Here is a 19392-nt window from a genome sequence, read left to right on the forward strand (position 1 = left end):
CTTCTCCATCCCCGCGTATTTTGTGCAGGCTGACCTTCTCACGCGTACGTATAAATATCTGCCGCGCAGTGTGTGCAGGCTGGTCCTCTCTCGCGTAGGTATAAATTTCTGTCGCACAGTTTGTGCAGGCTGGTCTTCTCCCGCATGCGTATAAACATTTCCCACGCGGTATAAGCAGGCGACCTGGCGGCTAAAACCAGCTGAGCCTTTTGTGCAAACTGACGACCTCACCCACGATAATCAGCGCGGGGCTGCTGACGCGGCAGGCCAGTGAGTCCAGTTCAGATAGCATACCGCTGATGACGCGCTGCTGAGGAGACGTCCCGTTTTCCACCAGCGCCACCGGCATAGCCGCCGCCATCCCGTTTTCGATCAGTCGCTGGCGGATCTCTCCTGCCTGAGACAGCCCCATATAAAACACCAGGGTCTGCTGACCGGCGGCCAGGTTATGCCAGTCCAGCGTGCCGTCAGCCTGCACGTGGCCGGTAACCAGCCGGACGCTTTGTGCAAGGTCACGGTGGGTAAGGGGAATGCCGCTATAGGCGGAACAGCCTGAGGCGGCGGTAATTCCGGGCACCACGGAAAAGGGGATATTCGCCTGCCGCAGCGCCTCCAGTTCCTCGGCTCCGCGGCCAAATATAAAGGGGTCGCCGCCCTTCAGGCGGACCACCCGCTTGCCCTGCTGCGCCAGTTGTACCAGTAGCAGATTAATTTCTTCCTGTGGAACGCAGTGGCTGCCCGCGCGTTTGCCCACAAACAGGCGTTCCGCATCGCGCCTGATAAGCTCGAGGACTCCCTCTGAGACCAGTCGGTCGTAGACCACGATATCCGCCTGCTGGATCTGTTGCAGTCCTTTCAGCGTCAGTAAGCCTGCGTCTCCCGGGCCAGCCCCCACCAGCACCACTTCGCCCCGGTGCTCCGGCGGCTGCTGAAAAAGCGCCTCGGTGAGCTGTTCCGTGCAGGCTGCGTCGCCGCTTGCCAGCGACTGCGCCAGCCTGTTATGGCTGAAAAGCTTCTCCCAGAAGCGTCTGCGCTGCCCCATCTCACGGAACTGCCGTTTAACCCGCTGACGAAGCAAACCGGCATGATCTGCTATTTTCCCCAGATGCTGGGGCAGCAGAGATTCAATTTTTTCACGCAGCAGGCGGGCCATCACCGGTGCGCGTCCGCCGCTGGAGATCGCAATCATCAGCGGCGAACGATCGACCACGGAGGGCATAATGGCGCTGGCCTGCTCAGGCGCGTCAACAACGTTGCAGAATATCCGTCTGCTTTCTGCGCTGGTGTTTACCCGTTGATTAATGCCGGCGCTGTCGGTTGCAGCAATGGCCAGCCAGCAGTCATCCAGCATGGCAGGCGTGAAGGCGCCTTCTATAAGCCTCAGTCTGCCCGCCTGCTGCCAGTGGTGAAATTGCGGGGAGAAGGCGGGGGCGCAGACCCGCAGGTCGGCACCGGCCTTCAACAGCAGTCGGGCTTTCCGTTCAGCAACCTCACCGCCGCCCACCAGCAGGCAGCCCCTGCCGCGAAGCTGGCAAAAAAGGGGAAAATAATCCATTCAGACGGCGACCTCGACGAAGCCATTACGCACGCGGGCGGGCCATGATGCAATTGAGCGGCTTTCATCTTCCATACAGAGACCATCACTCAGCCGGAACCGCTGCTTCTTAAGCGGGCTGGCTACCCACAGCGCCTGCTGGTGTTCAGCGATAATGCCGCGTGACAGTACGCTGGCGTTGGCAAAGGGATCAATGTTGCTGAGGGCAAAAACCTCATTGTCCGGTCGGGGACGAAAGAGGGCGATCTGTTGCTCGCCGACCCGCGCGCAGACGCCGGTTGCGGGGAGAATTTGTTCCAGTTCACAAATGCGGTGCCACTGACTCATCGTTTTTCCTCCAGAACCCTGACCGGCAAGCGCTCTTCCGCCCGCGCCGGACGGTGCTGGTCACGTTCGGCGATAACCTGAACCAGCGGGTCACGGCTGACATCATTGATAAAGTGTGCGAAGCGGCGATGCTGGCTGGTATCGTCGACGGTTTCTTTCCATTCACAGCGGAAACCGGCACGTAGCTGGCTCATTTCAGCTTCCAGCTGGGCATTAAGCCCCAGGCTGTCGTGGATAATCACCTGTTTCAGGTAGTCGATCCCACCCTCAAGGCTCTCCAGCCACAGGGAGGTACGCTGTAATTTATCGGCGGTGCGGATATAGAACAGCATAAAACGGTCGAGATAGCGGATGAGCGTGGCGCTATCCAGATCGGCTGCCAGCAAATCAGCATGGCGTGGCTTCATACCGCCGTTCCCGCAGAGATACAGATTCCAGCCCTTCTCGGTGGCAATGATCCCCACGTCTTTGGCCTGCGCCTCGGCGCACTCGCGGGTGCAGCCCGAGACGCCAAACTTCATTTTATGCGGCGTACGGATGCCCTTATAGCGGTTTTCCAGTTCTACGCCGAGGCCGACGCTGTCGCCAACGCCAAAGCGGCACCAGCTGTCGCCAACGCAGGTTTTCGCCATGCGCAGGGCCTTGGCGTAGGCGTGGCCGGTTTCAAACCCGGCGGCGATCAGTTCAGACCAGATGGCGGGCAGATCGTCCTTTTGTGCGCCGAACAGACCGATACGCTGCGAGCCGGTGATTTTGCTGTAGAGGCGGTAGCGTCGGCCAATTTCGCCGATGGCGATCAGCCCCTCAGGCGTGATTTCGCCCCCCGGGGAGCGCGGGATCACCGAATAGGTCCCATCCTTCTGGATGTTGCCGAGGAAGATATCGTTACTGTCCTGGAGCGGCGTGTGCTGCGGAGTTAGCACATATTCATTCCAGCATGACGCCAGCAGTGATGCGACCGTCGGTTTACATATCTCGCAGCCGTAACCGCTGCCGTGGCTGGCCAGCAGCTGCCCGAAGGTCCTGATCTCCTCCAGGCGAATCAGGTGGTAAAGTTCCTGCCGGGAGTAGGGGAAATGCTCGCAAAGGTGATGACTGACCGCGATCCCCTGCTGGCTCAGTTCGGCATTTAGCACCTGAGTAATTAGCGGCACACAGCCACCGCAGCCGCTCCCCGCTTTGGTTTCCGCCTTGAGCGCGGCAAGGGTATGACAGCCCCGCTTAACGGCCTGTACCAGCGCGCCTTTAGTCACGTCGAAGCAGGAGCAAATTTGTGCCCTGTCCGGCAGTGATTCCACCCCGGTAGCCGGTTTATCGCCCGCCCCGGCTGGCAGGATCAGCGCCGCAGGATTTTCCGGTAGGGGAATGCCATTAAGCATTAGCTGAAGCAGATTACCATAGTCGGCGGTATCCCCCACCAACACCGCCCCGAGCAGCGTTTTGTTATCCGCGCTGACCACCAGTCGCTTATAGATTTGCTGATGTTCATCAAGCCAGATATAGCTTCTTGCGCCTTCCGTCCGTCCGCGCGTATCGCCAATCCCCCCCACTTCAACGCCCAGGAGCTTCAGCTTCGCGCTCATGTCCGCGCCGGTAAAAGCGCTGCTGTTGCCCAGCAAGCCTTCACAAACCACCTGCGCCATTTTATAGCCGGGCGCAACAAGGCCAAAGGCCCGACCCTGCCAGGCGGCACATTCGCCAATGGCATAAATATCGCCATCGGAGGTGACGCACTGGTCGTCAATCATAAAGCCGCCGCGCGGTGCCAGCGCCAAATCACAGCTTTTGGCCAGCGCGTCCTGCGGGCGAATACCGGTAGAGAAGACGATAAAATCCACCTCCAGCGCGCTGTCGTCACCGAACAGCAGCCTTTTGCCGCCTGCTGGCGTATCAAGGAGCTCGCGGGTACTTTTGCCGGTATGAACGTGAACGCCCATCGCCTCAATTTTTTCGCGCAGCAGTGCGCCCCCGAGGGGATCGAGCTGCTCGGCCATTAGCACCGGCGCATACTCAATCACATGGGTTTCAATCCCGAGATCACGCAGAGCACCCGCCGCTTCCAGCCCCAGCAGGCCACCGCCCACGACGGCACCGCGCTGACTTTGGCGGGCGCGCGCCTCAATGGCATTCAGATCGTCGATAGTACGGTAGACGTAACAGTCTTTGCCGCTGGCTCCCTGTATTGGCGGAACCCAGGGGCGGGATCCGGTCGCCAGCACCAGCTTATCGTAGTGCACTTCGCGGCCTGCGCTGGAACGGACGATTTTCCTATCACGGTCAATCTGGATGACGCACTCCTCCAGCAGCAGGTCAATATCGTGCTGCTGGTAAAACCCTTCGCGAACCAGCGACAGCGCGTCAACGGTATGATGGGTGAAATAGGCTGAGAGATGGACGCGGTCGTAAGCGACCCAGGGTTCTTCACAAAAAACGGTAATAGCAAACTGGCCTGGTGCGGCTTTCTCTGCCAGCGCTTCAATCAGGCGGTGGCCAACCATGCCGTTGCCAATGATGACGAGTCGGGTGCGCATTTTTGCCTCACATTGCAAACGAATGCCGCTACCTTAGCGTGCTAAAAAGCGCGCTTATTGATGCATATCAATCCATTTTCCAAATACCTCTTAATAGGTATGACAATGATTTGATGGGTTTTTTTATAAGTTAGCGGAATCTTTCGGGTTTATGTGACTTCCCTGCGACGGTGGGGCGAGCGCTGACTGTGCATAGTGTGTAATCAGTGATAGGGTTAAAACTGTGATTGCTGACCCCGGGAGTACATCAATGCAGGCTGTTAATTTGAAAAGAATAAACCATGTCCGACTGCCCTGGCGCGATGGACTCTGGCAAATCGAAATTCAGGACGGCAACATTGCACGTATTGCGCCGCAGGCCCGATGTGCCCCGTATCCGGAAGCGCTGGATGCCGAAGGCGGGCTGGCTTTCCCCCCCTTTATCGAACCCCACATTCATCTTGATACCACGCAAACGGCGGGAGAACCTGCCTGGAATCAGTCAGGTACGCTGTTTGAGGGGATTGAACGCTGGGCGGAGCGAAAGGCGCTGCTGAGCCATGAGGATGTCAAACAGCGCGCGCTTCAGACGCTAAAGTGGCAGATCGCCAACGGTATCCAGCATGTCCGCACCCACGTCGATGTCTCGGATCCCAGCCTCACCGCACTGAAGGCGATGCTTGAGGTCAGGCAGGAGATGGCCCCCTGGGTGGATATTCAGATTGTGGCTTTCCCTCAGGAAGGCATTCTTTCCTATCCCAACGGCGAGGCGCTGCTTGAGGAGGCCCTGCGGCTGGGGGCGGATGTGGTGGGTGCCATTCCTCACTTCGAATTCACCCGTGAATATGGCGTGGAGTCACTGCATAAAACCTTCGCGCTGGCACAAAAGTATCAGCGCATGGTGGATGTTCACTGCGATGAAATCGACGATGAGCAGTCCCGCTTCGTCGAAACCGTTGCGGCACTGGCGCTGAAGGAGAAGATGGGGGAGAGGGTGACGGCCAGTCATACCACCGCGATGCACTCCTACAATGGTGCCTATACTTCACGTCTGTTCCGCCTGCTGAAGCTGTCAGGCATCAATTTCGTCGCCAATCCGCTGGTGAATATCCATTTGCAGGGCCGCTTTGATAGCTATCCGAAGCGCCGTGGCATTACGCGGGTGAAGGAGATGCTGGAGGCCGATATTAACGTCTGCTTCGGGCACGATGATGTGTTTGACCCCTGGTATCCGCTGGGAACCGCCAACATGCTCCAGGTGCTGCATATGGGACTGCACGTCTGTCAGCTTATGGGCTACGCGCAAATTGATGCCGGTATCAATCTCATTACCCATAACAGCGCCAGAACGCTACAGCTGAAGGATTATGGTATTCAAAGCGGTAACAGTGCCAATATGGTGATCCTCCCGGCAGAGAGTGGCTTTGACGCACTGCGTCGTCAGGTTGCGGTACGCTATTCCATTCGACAGGGAAAAGTCATTGCTGAAACGCAGCCGGCACAGACCACGATTCACCTCGGGGAGAGTGAGCAGGTGGATTTCCGTCGCTGAACATGGTCGGTAATCGCTGAATATTGTCGATAGTCGCGCTGAATATCGTCGATAGTCGCTGAGCATCGTCGGTAATCGTGTAGATTTCCGATGCTGAGCGCATCGTCGATCGCGCTAACGGTGCGGGTGACTGAACTGGCAAGCCTTGCGGCCTGCCAGGGGTTTATTATCAGTGGGAACCGGTGTGCGGGTGCTGCTTATGCTTGCTAACAAAGCCCAGCAGCAGGCACATCACAAATACCACCGCATAGAGACCGTTAGCGGTTAGCAGCGCTGCATGCGCGCCGCCTTTCTCAACAATTGGGCCGGTCACGACGAAGGTCAGCATGGTTCCGACGGTGCCGCAGGTCAGGATGAAGTTGACCAGCTTAGGTGAGGAGACCCGGGTTTGCAGAGAGCCGAGGGTAATGATAGTGGTATAGATTGCGCTGGAGAAGAAGCCCAGGCTGATCATTATCCACTTCAGCATTGCGGCATTCTCGCTGCTGACAAACCAGTACATCAGCAGCGTAGCCGCCAGCGCCAGCACGGTCAGAATACGCTGCGGGTCAAAGAAGCGCAGTATGGCGCTGAAAATCCACATGCCTATCATGTATGACGTCCAGAAGTTACCGACCAGGCCGCCCGCCTGTGTAATGTCCATCCCCATGCTTTTGGTGGCATACTGTGGTACCCAGCCGATAAAGCCCAGCTGGCCCAGGATATAGCAGAGGGCGGCAATCGACAGGAACATCACGCCGATACCCCATTTCTCTTTTTCAACCGTCTGGTGATTAGCGGCTTTTTTGCCCAGCACCGGAAACTCGAAGCAGAGCGCCAGAATAAAGATCGCGACGTAAATGACGCCGATACAGGCATAAACCCAGTACCAGGGAAGCGACCGCGCCAGAATAGCGGCAGCAATAATCGGGAAGATGGTTCCGGCCATGCTGAAGAAGGAGTCGGTAAACAGCAGGCGCGATCCGCGCTGACGCCCTTCATACAGATGGGTGATGAGGAATGTCCCGATGGACATCGTAATCCCGCTCACCACGCCCAGCACAAACATACAGAGCGAGAATACGCCCAGGCTGTGACTGTTCATCAGCCCCAGCACCGCCAGCACCATCAGCACGAAGCCGAACATCAGCTGGCGCTTCAGCGGGATAATCTCCATCAGCCAGGCGTTGAGAAACACCGCGGCGAGAATGCCCGCATTAAGGAAGGTAAAGGTGTTGCTCATCTGCGCAACGGGGAGATGAAAGTAATCAGCAATATTTTCCAGTACCATACCGGTGACAATTACTACCGCGCCGGTAAGCGCATAGGAAAAAAAGCTGATCCAGGTGAGACCGATTCGATCGCGATTAGTCATAGTAGGAGCCTGCAAGTTAAAAAGATTCTGGTACGCAAAAACGACGTAATTTTCGGAAGTGTAGCGATATTCGTGATCGGCTTAAATCAATAATGAAACATTTATTTTCATATTCATTGGATCCGTGATGAATATCACTCCACGCCTCAGAGGAAAACGGTTGCGCAGTGACATTTCGCACGTAAATAAAAGTAAAACGCTGGCGCGTAACTAACCGCCTCTTTACAATCAATTTTGTTTTTCTGACCACCGCCCTCAGAAAGGAATTTTCCATGTTAAAACGCACTTTGGCAGCCGTCGCTACCGTACTGGCACTCTCCTCACTTTCCGTATCTGCACTGGCTGCGAAAGGGGATACCCATGTTCTGCTGACCACCTCAGCGGGAAATATTGAACTTGAACTGAATAATCAGAAGGCACCCGTCTCGACGAAGAACTTTGTCGACTACGTTAACAGCGGCTTCTATAACAACACGCTTTTTCATCGCGTGATCCCTGGCTTTATGGTGCAGGGCGGCGGCTTCACCACCGATATGCAGCAAAAGCCCACCAGAGCGCCGATTAAAAACGAAGCGGATAATGGCCTGCTGAACAAACGCGGTACCGTCTCCATGGCCCGCACCGCTGACAAAGACAGCGCCACCAGCCAGTTCTTTATCAACGTTGCCGATAACGCTTTTCTCGATCATGGTCAGCGTGACTTTGGCTACGCGGTATTTGGTAAAGTCGTCAAAGGTCAGGATGTGGCAGACAAAATTTCTCAGGTTCAGTCACAGAACGTCGGCCCTTATCAGAATGTGCCGGTTAAGCCTGTCGTTATCCTTTCAGCTAAAGTGCTGCCTTAACGGTTTCGACACGCGTTCTGCATTCCCTCCCGCCCGCGTTCTCAGGGCGGTAAGCGCGGCCTTACGGCCGCGTTTTGCTATCCAGAGCAAAGTGATAAACGGACAGGGTGAAAATGCGTAGAATAGCGGCGTCTTCATCCGGCCCGGAGCCTCCATGCTGCTGCTTATTGATAATTACGACTCTTTCACCTGGAATCTCTACCAGTATTTCTGCGAGCTGGGGATAGACGTGTGTGTCCAGCGCAATGATGCGATGACGTTAGCGCAAATTGACGCGCTGCGTCCGCAGCATCTGGTTATCTCTCCCGGCCCCTGTACGCCCAACGAAGCGGGTATTTCCCTGGCGGCCATTCGTCATTTTGCCGGCAGGATACCGATCTTAGGCGTCTGCCTGGGGCATCAGGCCATTGCCCAGGCGTTTGGTGGTCGGGTTGTTCGCGCCCGCCAGGTGATGCACGGCAAAACGTCACCGATTGAACACCGTGACGGCGGCGTGTTTGCCGGACTGAATCATCCCCTGACCGTCACGCGCTACCATTCACTGATTGTTGAGCAGGCATCGCTGCCCGCGGAATTTGAGGTGACGGCCTGGACGCTGCGTAACGGCCAGCCCGATGAAATTATGGGACTTCGCCATCGTGAGCTGCGGCTGGAAGGGGTGCAATTCCATCCGGAAAGCATTCTTAGCGAGCAGGGACATCAGCTGCTGGAGAATTTCCTTAAGCCGTAAATTAAGTTGCCTTTGAGTGGTTTTTTATGCATATTTTGTGACTAATATTTCACTTTAATGCAACGAGAAAAATGGGGTCACCGATGGCAGCGGACAAATCAGCGGTAACGCGCGCGACGTTTGATGAGGTTATTTTGCCTGTTTATGCACCCGCGCAGTTTGTGCCGGTCAGGGGCAAAGGCAGCCGCGTCTGGGATCAGCAGGGCAAAGAGTATATCGATTTTTCCGGTGGTATCGCGGTGACCGCGCTGGGCCACTGCCACCCTGCGCTGGTTGAGGCGTTAAAAACCCAGGGCGAGACCCTGTGGCACACCAGCAATGTCTACACCAATGAGCCTGCGCTGCGTCTGGCCAGCAAGCTGATTGCCGCCACCTTTGCCGACCGCGTCTTTTTTGCTAACTCCGGTGCAGAAGCCAATGAAGCCGCCTTTAAGCTGGCGCGCTACTATGCTGCCAAACGCCACTCGCCCTATAAAAGTAAAATTATCGCCTTTCATAACGCCTTTCATGGTCGCACGCTGTTCACCGTCTCCGTCGGCGGGCAGCCGAAATATTCCGATGGCTTCGGGCCTAAACCTGCCGATATCGTCCATGTTCCCTTTAACGATCTCGCTGCGGTGAAAGCGGTCATTGACGACCATACCTGCGCTATCGTAGTGGAACCGATCCAGGGCGAGGGCGGAGTGATGCCCGCTACCCAGGCATTTATGCAGGGGCTGCGCGAACTGTGCGATAAACATCAGGCGCTGCTGGTGCTGGATGAAGTGCAGAGCGGCATGGGCCGCAGCGGCAAGCTGTTTGCCTGTGAGCACTATGGCGTGGTGCCTGATATCCTCACCACTGCCAAAGCCCTGGGCGGCGGCTTCCCGGTCAGCGCGATGCTCACCACCGATGAGATAGCGTCAACCATGTCGCCGGGCGTCCATGGCACCACCTATGGCGGTAATCCGCTGGCCTGCGCCGTGGCAGAGGCCGCGCTGGATATCATCAACACCGAATCGGTGCTGAGCGGTGTGGAAGCGCGTCGCGAGCAGTTTGTTGCGGCGCTAACCGCGCTGGACGCTAAGCGGCCGCTCTTCAGTGATATCCGGGGCAAGGGGCTGCTGATCGGGGCCGCACTCAGGCCGGAGCATGCCGGTAAGGCGCGGGATATTCTTCATGCCGCAGCGGCTGAAGGGGTGATGGTCCTTAACGCCGGAACGGACGTGCTGCGCTTTGCGCCTTCGCTGGTGATTGAGCCTGCCGATATTGAAGAGGGCATGGCCCGCTTTGCCAGGGCGGTAGAAACAGCGCTATTCTGACGGCATGATGCATGGAGGGAGCATGATGCATCATGCATGGAGCATGGAGCATGGAGCATGGAGCAGTAAGCAGGAAGGGAGATTATTGGATGGCTGAAAACCCCGCGTTATGCTTGCCTGCTCTCCTCCCGCTTCTCGCTGTGCGTTCTGCCTTTCGTTTTAGGCGCTTTTTTTAAGCGGCGTGACAGCCAGCGTCCGTGATGCGGCCGGTCGCGCCAGGCCAGCGAAGAGATGGTATGCATAATCCTGAGGTGATCGAGTATCTGCCTCAGGTGTCGCTCCAGAATCGTTATCGGTCCCTGTTCAAACTCTCCCTGTAAATCCTCCAGCACGTTGGTATCCGAGCCGGGACCATCATACTCCAGCCGCTGCTGGCAGCGCTGAAGGGCGATTTCACAGCTTTGCAGGTAGCGCTCGGCCAGCGCCGGAGTGAGCATCGTATGTTCACGGGCGAGGATGGTCATCGCGTTGATATGCTCGACAATAAACTGACTGTGCGTCACCCACAGCTTCATGTCTGCCAAATAGTTTGAATCAAACCCCGGTTCCTGCATGGCCTGATTAAGCGAGTTGAACACCGCATTATGCGCCTGGTTGGCGCGCATACGCTGGTAAGCCAGCCTGACCGGATCCTGCTCGCTGCCAAGCAGCATTTGCAGCGCATCCTGGTAGGTGCCCAGCGCGTCGTGGGCATTTTGCCGCAGCAGCCCGCTTTGCCACTGGGGCCACAGCCAGATCATGCCGCCAAAGGCAATCATGCATCCCATCAGCGTATCCATCAGCCGTGGCAGCAGGAAGTCAGCGCCGTTCAGCGAGAGCAGCTGGAGCGAGTACACGGCGGTGACGGTAAAACCAATCATCGCCCAGCCGTAGAACTTGCGGATAACCAGGTAGCTGACCAGCGTGATAACCAGCATTATCGACAGCACCATCGCCTCAGGCGCGTGGAGGCGCAGGGCGACGGCGGCGATAATCAACCCGGCCAGCGTACCGAGTGCACGGTGCTGGATGCGTACGCGGGTGGCGCTGTAGCCATTCTGGCTGACAAACATCACCGTCATCAGGATCCAGTAGGGCTTGGGCAGGTCGAAGAACATCGCCAGGGTACTGGCGAAAGTGAGCATCACGGCAAAGCGGGCGGCGGTGCGCAGGGCGGCAGACTTCAGCGACAGATAGCTTTTGCAGGCGGCCAGCAGCGGCAGGCGGCGCTGGCGATCGGCCATCAGGTCGCGCTGATATAAAGGGCGCTGCGTGCGCAGGACGCGCGCAATGCGGCTGAAGTGGTAGTAGCAGAACTGTCCCACCGGATTATCCCGGCTTCGACGGGCGATTTTTTCAAGTGCGCCGAGCGGCTTGTCCATCACAAAGCGCTCCGGCAGCCGGTGGTAAAGAATATCATCGGCCAGCTCCCGCAGTCGTGCGGCGATGGTTTGCGCGTTCCAGCGAATGACCGCTTCAGCATGGCTTTTTTCGACCAGCTTCTGCACCTCTTCAGGCTGATGCAGGCTGACGGAGATATGCTCCTGCAAATCCAGCGCGACCTGAAACGCGCGGATGAGACGTTTATGATGGCTGTCGCGGTTGGCGGCCAGCATATGCATCTGCTGATAGCAGATGCCGATCAGATCGACGGCTTTTTGCTGGCGGGCCAGCAGCGGCGGCAGGGCTTTATCAGGATCGGTCAGACGGGTGAGCAGGGTATATTTGGCTTCACAATAGTCGGCCAGCTCGCGGTACAGCAGGCTGAGGGTTTCGCGCATCGGCTGCTCTTTCCACAGCCAGAACCAGAACCAGTTGAACACCCCGTACCAGATCGTCCCCAGCACGTAGAGCAGGGGCGGCTCCCATATCGGCATGCGGCCGGCCAGACTCAGGGTGAAGATGGCGGCGATAAGCGATCCGGGCAGCAGCCTGGCATGCAGTGGGCTGATTTCACCCGTGACGCCCAGCAGCATTGCCATAGCAAACAGAATCGCAGGCAGGGGAACGCTGTGCTCACCCAGGTACTGGATCAGAAAGCTACTAAAGGCAAACAGGCTTCCGCCCACGATAAGGCGTTTGAAAAAGCGCTTATGCGGCGTATCCAGACCGGCGTTATTGCAGCACGCGGGCACCAGGGAGAACAGCAGTCCCTTTTGCAGATCGCCCAACAGCCATCCAATCGCTACCGGTAAACAGAGCACCAGCGTCTGACGCAGGGCATAGTTAACCTCAGGATGATAAATCAGTCTGCGCCACATCGCTCCATACCAATAAAAAAGGCGCAACGGGAGGTTGCGCCGGGGGGATCAGAGCCGGTTAGCGCGTGCCATAAACTACGATAGTTTTACCGTGTGCGGAGATCAGATTCTGATCTTCCAGCATTTTGAGTATGCGGCCCACGGTTTCGCGCGAGCAGCCCACAATCTGACCAATTTCCTGGCGGGTGATTTTGATCTGCATCCCATCCGGGTGAGTCATTGCATCCGGCTGCTTAGCCAGATTTAGTAGCGTCTGCGCGATGCGACCCGTCACATCGAGGAAAGCTAAATTCCCCACTTTCTCAGACGTCACCTGCAGGCGACGAGCCATCTGCGAAGAGAGTCGCATCAGAATATCAGGGTTAACCTGAATAAGCTGACGGAATTTCTTATAGGATATTTCAGCCACTTCACAGGCGGTTTTCGCCCTGACCCATGCGCTACGCTCCTGACCCTCTTCAAACAGGCCAAGTTCACCGATAAAGTCGCCCTGGTTGAGGTAAGAGAGGATCATCTCTTTGCCTTCCTCATCCTTAATGAGCACCGCGACTGAACCTTTCACGATGTAGTAAAGCGTTTCCGCTTTCTCACCCTGGTGAATTAGCGTGCTTTTGGATGGATACTTATGAATATGGCAATGTGACAGGAACCATTCAAGAGTCGGGTCTGTTTGCGGTTTGCCGAGAACCATTCGCGATTATCCTCTGTTGTCATCATGCCTAAACACAGGGGCAGAGTTCCCTGTCAGGCGTTGAAATAGTGACGCGTTTCCCATCAGGGAAATTATCCCGAACCCTGTCGCAGGCCTGGGTCGTTATGTTGTGCCGTTTCGTCATGCTTGTAGAGTACGAACGAAATTATTACAGCTTTGTTTGTAGCACAGCTTGGAACGAGTGTCTTGTGTTGTCTCGCTTCAGCATAGTGTGAAAATTGTCGCATTGCCGTTTTTGTTGCCGAAGCGTAATCTGGCGTTAACTGAATGACTTAGAGGGATTTGTTATGCAAGCACGTGTTAAATGGGTAGAAGGGCTCACGTTTTTGGGAGAATCCTCATCCGGGCACCAGATTTTAATGGACGGCAATGCGGGCGATAAGGCACCCAGCCCAATGGAAATGGTTCTGATGGCGGCCGGCGGGTGTAGTGCCATCGACGTGGTGTCAATCCTGCAAAAGGGGCGCCATGACGTGGCTGACTGCGAGGTCAAACTGACTTCCGAACGCCGGGAAGAAGCACCCCGTCTGTTCACCCATATCAACCTGCACTTTATTGTTAGCGGTAAGGGCCTGGAGGAGAAAGCCGTTTCCCGCGCCGTCGACCTGTCGGCAGAAAAGTATTGCTCCGTTGCCCTGATGCTGGGCAAAGGCGTTGAAATCACCCACAGCTTTGAAGCGATCGAAATTTAACATTCCATTAGCCCCAGCCTGTGGGGCTAATGCGCAGTGGCCCGGACTATTTTTTTCTCTGGGGCTTAACGCACGGTGTCTCAGACTATCTTTTTCCCCTCAATCAGACGCCTGACCAGCGGCCCCATTATCAGCTCCATCGCCAGCCCCATTTTGCCGCCCGGCACCACCAGCGTATTGATCTGAGAGATAAACGCGCCCTGCAGCATCGACAGGAGATAGGGGAAATCAATATCCTCCAGCGCCTGAAAGTGGATAACCACAAAGCTTTCATCAAGCGATGGGATACCGCGTGCCGCAAACGGATTGGAGGTATCCACCGTAGGTACGCGCTGAAAGTTGATGTGGGTGCGCGAAAACTGCGGGGTAATATAGTTGATGTAGTCCTCCATCGAGCGTACCACGGAGTCCATCACCGCCTCGCGGGAGTGCCCCCGCTCGCTGGTGTCGCGGACCAGCTTTTGGATCCACTCAAGGTTGACGATCGGTACCACGCCGACCAGCAGATCGACATTCTCCGCAACGTTATGCTGCGGCGTCATTACGCCACCGTGTAAACCTTCATAGAACAGCACGTCAGTCGGCTCGGGCAGCGGCTGCCAGGGCGTAAAGGTGCCCGGCACCTGGTTCCAGGGTACCGCTTCATCGTAGGTATGCAGGTATTTACGCGACTGGCCGCTACCGCTGCGGCCATATTCGGCAAACGTATGCTCCAGCAGGGCAAAATCGTTAGCCTCGGGGCCGAAATAGCTGATATGGCGGCCCATATCACGCGCTTTACGAATAGCCATATCCATTTCAGGACGCGTAAAGCGGTGGAAGCTGTCACCTTCAACTTCAGCGGCATGGAGGTTTAGCTGCTGAAAAATTTTGCGGAAGGCCAGGCTGGTAGTCGTGGTTCCCGCACCGCTGGAACCCGTTACGGCAATCACAGGATGTTTGGCTGACATGGCTAACGACTCTCTGAGAAAAACGCATCAAGGCGGCATTGGTAACACGATTTGCGTCCGGGTGTCACGCCCGGTCACGATCGCTAACCGGTAATCCTGCCGCGCGGCATAATATTCACCGTCTCGTGGAGTTCGGACCAGACCAGTACGGCTTCACCACTGATAAGCTGACGGCGTACGTCCTCCACTTTCTGCGTCAGCGAGCGCTCCTGCTCGCCGTAGTCGGTGCCTTCTCTCAGCACGAAAGATTCGATCAGGTTATCCAGCGTCTCTGCGTCCAGCTCTTTCCAGGGAATAATCACGTTAGTTGTCCAGCCAGGTTGAAAGCCATTCGGGGATACGCTGCTCCAGCCACATTTCCGGGTTGCGCAGGGTCCCCCCAACAAATCCTACATGACCGCCGTGCCGGGTGAGCTGATACTCCACCGACGGGGGCAGCAGGTCAGGCGCGGGGATCACCTCATCAGTCATAAAAGGGTCGTCCCGGGCATGAATAATCAGTAGCGGCTTGCGTACGCCGGGCAGCAGCGGCATGGCGCTACAGCGTTGATAATAGTCCGTCGCGTCAAGAAAGCCATGGGCAGGCGCGGTGATGGCGTTATCGAAGTCACGCAGCGTTTTTAATGCTTCCAGCCCGGGCAGGTCAACCGGCAGCGTACCCGGCCATGCACGTAGCTTTCGCCCGGCATTTTGCTTTAGCAGGTTAAGCAGGTAGTGCTGGTAAACGCGCGACAGCCCCTGCTCCAGCTTCCTGCTGCACGGCTCAAGCATCAGCGGCGCGGAGACCACTACTGCGGCATCGATCAGGCAATCTTCTCCCTGCTCTCCCAGCAGGCAGGCGAGCATATTTCCCCCCAGCGAAACGCCAACGGCCGCAGTTGGGACGCGACCCCATTCGTCGCGCAGCCACTGCATAAAATAGCGCGCATCGCCGGTTTCGCCCGAGTGGTAAATCCTCGCCAGGCGATTTGGTTCGCCGCTGCAGCCGCGAAAATGCATAACGACGCCCAGCCATCCGCGATCGCGGAATACCTGAAGCAGCCCGTGCGCATAGGGACTGGTAAAGCTGCCCTCCAGCCCGTGAAACAGGACCACCCTGGGCTTATGCCGCGCCAGCGCCGGATTTTCACTCCAGGCCAGATCGACGAAATCGCTGTCCGGCAGAGTCAGCCGCTGCCAGTGGGGCTGTAGCGTGATACGTCGGCGAATCAGCCGGGGCAGAAGCGTTTGCAAATGCGCATTACTCAAGCCCGGCAGGGCATTAAAAGGGCTCGACGGGGGGCGATTAAAATTCATATTCAAAATGCTTGTAGGATCTCTGTCACATTGTTAGCTTCAAAGCGTCTGCTTTTTTCAGGGGGTGAGGAGCACCCATATCATATGGAACTGAATTTATTTTTATCCATGCTCGGCTTTCTGTGGGTTGCTGCGATTACGCCAGGCCCTAATAATATGTTACTCACCGCCTCCGGCGCCAATTTTGGTTTTTTGCGCTCGCTGTGGCTGTTAATCGGCATCATGATCGGTATGCAGGTCATGTTGCTTCTGGTGGCTTTCGGCGTCGGCGGATTGCTTCTGCTTTATCCCTCCCTCCACCTTATCCTGAAAATTGCCGGTAGCGCTTATCTTCTCTGGCTGGCATGGAAAATAGCGACCGCGAAATATGAAAAACTGGACCCCGGCGACGGCCCGGCTTCACCGATGCCCTTCTGGCAGGGTGGGCTATTGCAGCTGGTTAATCCAAAGGCCTGGCTGATGGCGCTGGGTGCGGTGGCAAGCTTCAGCCTGGCCGGTGAGGCCTATCGCGGTTCAGTCATCGCCATCAGCGCGGCAATGGCCCTGGTGAATGTCGTTTCCGGCGTTATCTGGCTGGGTTTCGGGACGCTGATTGGGCGTATCCTGCGCAGCCGCCGGGCCTGGACGATTTTCAACGTCTTTATGGGCTTACTGACCGCCGCCTGCGTGCTGTTGATTTGGCACTAAATCACTGTGCGGAATAGCGCTGCACGCTGTTGCCGCTATTGCGTTTATTGATCAGACGGAAGATGGGCAGGTGGGTGTTCAGGCGGGGGATGTGACCTTACCCCGCCGCTGCCCTGAATAATGCGCTAAAGAATCGGGTGAAATGTGATCCAGACGATACTAATGGATATTAGCCAGAGTCTGATTGAGGCCTGAAATTATTGAGGCGCTCACAAATCCTGTTAATAAAGACACTGTAAATTCATTAGAATTTCATTGGAAATTCATTAAAACTTCATTGAAGATATTACAAAAAAATAGATTTTAATCTCAGGTCCGGTCTGGCTTAGCCAGAACAAAGCCATTGATGCATATAGCCGATCGATAATCAGAATAAGGCCAGTTGAATTAAAAATAACGCAGTGCTAGCTTCACTTAACTTTTCCGCTATCCCCCTGGGGGTATTATGCACTCGCGTATTAAACATCTCGATGGGATGCGTGGTTTAGCTATTCTTCTGGTCATCGGTTACCATGCCTATGTGCGATGGGAGGCATTATTACCCTATTCCCATATTACAAAGCATATTCCTGTTTTCTCTTTCGGCTGGCTTGGCGTTGAACTGTTTTTTATGATTTCGGGATTTGTCATATTTATGACACTGGACAAATCCGACAGTTACCTCAGCTTTCTTGGAAAACGCTGGCTGCGTTTATTTCCGGCGATGCTCATTGCCAGCCTGGTGCTTTACCTGGCGGGGGGCCTGTTCCCGGAATGGACAGACATCGCGCCCCATGCAAAAAATCTGCTGCCCGGGCTAATTTTCATCAATCCTGAAACGCTTTCACAAATTACCGGAATAGAATTTAAGTCGTTAGCGGGTTCTTTCTGGTCGCTGTACGTTGAAGCGCTGTTCTATGTGATTATCGGTGCCGTCTATTTTACCCTGGGAAGACGGTACTGCTTACCCGCGTTGCTGGTACCGATGCTGCTGTTATCGGCCTCTTCGGTTCTGAAGTCTTTAGGACATCCCGGTTTGATCGATGTTATTTCAAAGTTTGGCTTCATTCATTATTCATGGTTTATGGTGGGTTGTCTGGTCTATGAAAGGATGCACAATCGCGATAAATTGTTTCACTACGCGTTAGTCATATTCGGGATGCTAATCAACTTCAGCTATTACGTAAAAAATGCGGGAGCAATAACTCTGCTGCCACTGCTATTAGTTATGGTGTTTTTCATTGCCAGTTTTTATTCAAAATGGCTGGAGAGAATACTGTCCGTGCGATTCCTGACGGCGATGGGCTTTGTCAGCTATGCCTTCTATTTGCTCCATGAAAACCTGATGATCGGCTCGCTGATTAAAATCAATCGCTACATTACCAACGAGTGGGTGATGCTGCTGATGCCCATTGTGGTGGCTACCGTACTTTATTACATTGCGTATCTGATCAGTCAATATGCCGAACCAGCGCTAAGAAACAGGTTGAGAAGCCGGAGAGTGCCCGCAGCAAAAGCAGGTACAGGAACGTAAATCACCGTTTCTGCAAAGCTATCCCGCATTTCTTCTAAGCAAAAATAATTATAAGCGATACTTTTTAATTACTTTATTGCCATTGTCCCTGTCGGTTACAAAGAGGTTATTCAACGAATAACAATGACAACCGGAGCAGGGCAATGGCGCATAAATTCTCATTATCACTGATTGCAGCGGCACTTTCACTTTCGGCATTCACGGCGCAGGCCGTCGACGTCACCGTGGCGTATCAGACCTCGGCAGAGCCCGCCAAGGTAGCGCAGGCCGATGGCACCTTCGCCAAAGAAAGCGGGGCGCAGGTGGACTGGCGCAAGTTTGACAGTGGTTCAAGCGTCGTGCGTGCGTTAGCCTCCGGCGACGTACAGATTGGTAATATCGGCTCCAGCCCCCTGGCAGTAGCCGCCAGCCAGCAGGTGCCGATTGAGGTTTTCCTGCTGGCGTCGCAGTTAGGGAATTCCGAGGCGCTGGTGGTGAAAAAGTCCATCAACAGCCCGAAGGATCTGATTGGTAAACGTATCGCCGTTCCCTTTATCTCCACCACCCACTACAGCCTGCTGTCAGCGCTGAAGCACTGGGGCATTAAACCCGACCAGCTACAGATTGTTAACCTGCAGCCCCCGGCTATCGCAGCCGCCTGGCAGCGCGGCGATATCGACGGCGCTTACGTCTGGGCGCCTGCCGTAAACGAACTGGAGAAAGATGGCCGGGTCCTGACGGATTCCGCGCAGGTCGGCAAATGGGGATCGCCAACGCTCGATGTCTGGGTGGTGCGCAAAGATTTTGCGGAAAAACATCCTGACGTGGTCACCGCATTTGCCCGCAGCGCACTCGCCGCGCAGAAAGGCTACCTTGATAATCCGGATCGCTGGCTGAAAGAGGGCGATAACCTCAGCAAGCTCTCCCGCCTGAGTGGCGTACCGGAGCAGCAGGTGCCGGACCTCGTGAAGGGCAATACCTATCTCACCGCACAGCAGCAGGTGCAGGAGCTGGCTCAGCCGGTAAATAAGGCCATTGTCGATACGGCGAAATTCCTGAAGGATCAGGGCAAGGTTCCGCAGGCATCCAGCGATTACAGCAGCTATGTCACCGACCGGTTTGTTAAGCAAATTGCTGAGTGATTAAGGG

At 55.7% G+C, this 19392-nt stretch carries 17 protein-coding genes; 8 read left to right on the top strand and 9 right to left on the bottom strand.

Translation table 11 applies throughout. From position 1 onward, the window contains the following. Positions 1–190 precede the first annotated feature (190 nt). From cysG to nirB, 3 genes are read right to left on the bottom strand one after another with little or no spacing between them, the layout of a single operon-like run. Complete coding sequence (gene cysG, locus AC4PCC_RS01490; RefSeq protein ID WP_492126189.1) at positions 191–1555, bottom strand: siroheme synthase CysG; 1365 nt, start codon at positions 1553–1555, stop codon at positions 191–193. Continuing rightward, positions 1556–1882: a nitrite reductase small subunit NirD gene (gene nirD / locus AC4PCC_RS01495; protein WP_492126190.1), complete on the bottom strand. Its 327-nt coding sequence runs from the start codon at positions 1880–1882 to the stop codon at positions 1556–1558. Next, on the bottom strand, positions 1879–4413 hold the full coding sequence (nirB, locus tag AC4PCC_RS01500; RefSeq protein ID WP_492126191.1) for a nitrite reductase large subunit NirB: 2535 nt from the start codon (positions 4411–4413) through the stop codon (positions 1879–1881). The genes nirD and nirB overlap by 4 nt, the downstream gene beginning before the upstream one ends. A 250-nt stretch (positions 4414–4663) precedes the next feature. Between nirB and AC4PCC_RS01505 the strand changes: the two genes are divergently transcribed. Continuing rightward, positions 4664–5944, top strand: a complete 1281-nt coding sequence (locus AC4PCC_RS01505; protein ID WP_492126192.1) for a cytosine deaminase — start codon at positions 4664–4666, stop codon at positions 5942–5944. A 169-nt stretch (positions 5945–6113) separates the two neighbouring features. Here the strand turns inward: AC4PCC_RS01505 and tsgA are convergent, their stop codons facing one another. After that, on the bottom strand, positions 6114–7298 hold the full coding sequence (tsgA, locus tag AC4PCC_RS01510; protein WP_492126193.1) for an MFS transporter TsgA: 1185 nt from the start codon (positions 7296–7298) through the stop codon (positions 6114–6116). A gap of 272 nt (positions 7299–7570) precedes the next feature. On the opposite strand from tsgA, the gene ppiA reads away from it, so the two are divergent. The 3 genes from ppiA (at position 7571) to argD (ending at position 10174) form a co-directional block, all read left to right on the top strand. Next, on the top strand, positions 7571–8143 hold the full coding sequence (gene ppiA, locus AC4PCC_RS01515; protein WP_067709884.1) for a peptidylprolyl isomerase A: 573 nt from the start codon (positions 7571–7573) through the stop codon (positions 8141–8143). 154 nt (positions 8144–8297) lie between these two features. Continuing rightward, positions 8298–8873 carry an aminodeoxychorismate synthase component II gene (locus tag AC4PCC_RS01520; RefSeq protein WP_492126194.1) on the top strand — a complete coding sequence of 192 codons (576 nt, stop codon included), beginning with the start codon at positions 8298–8300 and terminating at the stop codon, positions 8871–8873. An 83-nt stretch (positions 8874–8956) separates the two neighbouring features. After that, positions 8957–10174: a bifunctional acetylornithine/succinyldiaminopimelate transaminase gene (gene argD, locus AC4PCC_RS01525; protein ID WP_492126195.1), complete on the top strand. Its 1218-nt coding sequence runs from the start codon at positions 8957–8959 to the stop codon at positions 10172–10174. Between the two features lie 107 nt (positions 10175–10281). Here the strand turns inward: argD and AC4PCC_RS01530 are convergent, their stop codons facing one another. Next, on the bottom strand, positions 10282–12414 hold the full coding sequence (locus AC4PCC_RS01530) for a YccS/YhfK family putative transporter (protein ID WP_492126196.1): 2133 nt from the start codon (positions 12412–12414) through the stop codon (positions 10282–10284). 58 nt (positions 12415–12472) lie between these two features. Then, positions 12473–13105, bottom strand: a complete 633-nt coding sequence (gene crp, locus AC4PCC_RS01535; protein ID WP_000242758.1) for a cAMP-activated global transcriptional regulator CRP — start codon at positions 13103–13105, stop codon at positions 12473–12475. A gap of 308 nt (positions 13106–13413) precedes the next feature. Between crp and AC4PCC_RS01540 the strand changes: the two genes are divergently transcribed. Beyond that, on the top strand, positions 13414–13818 hold the full coding sequence (locus tag AC4PCC_RS01540; protein WP_067709888.1) for an OsmC family protein: 405 nt from the start codon (positions 13414–13416) through the stop codon (positions 13816–13818). An 80-nt stretch (positions 13819–13898) separates the two neighbouring features. Here the strand turns inward: AC4PCC_RS01540 and AC4PCC_RS01545 are convergent, their stop codons facing one another. The 3 genes from AC4PCC_RS01545 to AC4PCC_RS01555 all read right to left on the bottom strand — a co-directional run bounded on the left by AC4PCC_RS01545 (position 13899) and on the right by AC4PCC_RS01555 (position 16064). After that, complete coding sequence (locus tag AC4PCC_RS01545) at positions 13899–14768, bottom strand: phosphoribulokinase (protein WP_067709890.1); 870 nt, start codon at positions 14766–14768, stop codon at positions 13899–13901. 83 nt (positions 14769–14851) lie between these two features. Then, positions 14852–15070, bottom strand: coding sequence for a YheU family protein (locus tag AC4PCC_RS01550; protein ID WP_067709891.1), 219 nt, complete (start codon positions 15068–15070; stop codon positions 14852–14854). Position 15071: 1 nt separating this feature from the next. Then, complete coding sequence (locus tag AC4PCC_RS01555) at positions 15072–16064, bottom strand: hydrolase (protein ID WP_492126197.1); 993 nt, start codon at positions 16062–16064, stop codon at positions 15072–15074. An 84-nt stretch (positions 16065–16148) separates the two neighbouring features. Here AC4PCC_RS01555 and AC4PCC_RS01560 point away from each other — a divergent pair, with 84 nt between their 5' ends. From AC4PCC_RS01560 to tauA, 3 genes are all read left to right on the top strand, one after another. Then, entirely contained in the window at positions 16149–16751 is a 603-nt protein-coding gene (locus tag AC4PCC_RS01560) for a LysE family translocator (RefSeq protein ID WP_492126198.1), read from the top strand. Between the two features lie 445 nt (positions 16752–17196). Beyond that, a complete protein-coding gene (locus AC4PCC_RS01565) occupies positions 17197–18264 on the top strand; it encodes an acyltransferase family protein (protein ID WP_492126199.1) in 1068 nt (355 codons plus the stop codon). A gap of 143 nt (positions 18265–18407) precedes the next feature. Next, positions 18408–19385 (top strand): taurine ABC transporter substrate-binding protein, encoded by a 978-nt coding sequence (gene tauA, locus AC4PCC_RS01570; protein ID WP_492126200.1) that lies wholly within the window; start codon positions 18408–18410, stop codon positions 19383–19385. The last annotated feature ends 7 nt before the right edge of the window (positions 19386–19392 follow it).

The organism is Erwinia sp. L03-1 (assembly GCF_058686115.1).

Bases quoted from the DNA above. Each gene is read 5' to 3' on its own strand.
- cysG (WP_492126189.1), bottom strand. From the start codon at position 1,555: ATGGATTATTTTCCCCTTTTTTGCCAGCTTCGCGGCAGGGGCTGCCTG.
- nirD (WP_492126190.1), bottom strand. From the start codon at position 1,882: ATGAGTCAGTGGCACCGCATTTGTGAACTGGAACAAATTCTCCCCGCA.
- nirB (WP_492126191.1), bottom strand. From the start codon at position 4,413: ATGCGCACCCGACTCGTCATCATTGGCAACGGCATGGTTGGCCACCGC.
- AC4PCC_RS01505 (WP_492126192.1), top strand. From the start codon at position 4,664: ATGCAGGCTGTTAATTTGAAAAGAATAAACCATGTCCGACTGCCCTGG.
- tsgA (WP_492126193.1), bottom strand. From the start codon at position 7,298: ATGACTAATCGCGATCGAATCGGTCTCACCTGGATCAGCTTTTTTTCC.
- ppiA (WP_067709884.1), top strand. From the start codon at position 7,571: ATGTTAAAACGCACTTTGGCAGCCGTCGCTACCGTACTGGCACTCTCC.
- AC4PCC_RS01520 (WP_492126194.1), top strand. From the start codon at position 8,298: ATGCTGCTGCTTATTGATAATTACGACTCTTTCACCTGGAATCTCTAC.
- argD (WP_492126195.1), top strand. From the start codon at position 8,957: ATGGCAGCGGACAAATCAGCGGTAACGCGCGCGACGTTTGATGAGGTT.
- AC4PCC_RS01530 (WP_492126196.1), bottom strand. From the start codon at position 12,414: ATGTGGCGCAGACTGATTTATCATCCTGAGGTTAACTATGCCCTGCGT.
- crp (WP_000242758.1), bottom strand. From the start codon at position 13,105: ATGGTTCTCGGCAAACCGCAAACAGACCCGACTCTTGAATGGTTCCTG.
- AC4PCC_RS01540 (WP_067709888.1), top strand. From the start codon at position 13,414: ATGCAAGCACGTGTTAAATGGGTAGAAGGGCTCACGTTTTTGGGAGAA.
- AC4PCC_RS01545 (WP_067709890.1), bottom strand. From the start codon at position 14,768: ATGTCAGCCAAACATCCTGTGATTGCCGTAACGGGTTCCAGCGGTGCG.
- AC4PCC_RS01555 (WP_492126197.1), bottom strand. From the start codon at position 16,064: ATGAATTTTAATCGCCCCCCGTCGAGCCCTTTTAATGCCCTGCCGGGC.
- AC4PCC_RS01560 (WP_492126198.1), top strand. From the start codon at position 16,149: ATGGAACTGAATTTATTTTTATCCATGCTCGGCTTTCTGTGGGTTGCT.
- AC4PCC_RS01565 (WP_492126199.1), top strand. From the start codon at position 17,197: ATGCACTCGCGTATTAAACATCTCGATGGGATGCGTGGTTTAGCTATT.
- tauA (WP_492126200.1), top strand. From the start codon at position 18,408: ATGGCGCATAAATTCTCATTATCACTGATTGCAGCGGCACTTTCACTT.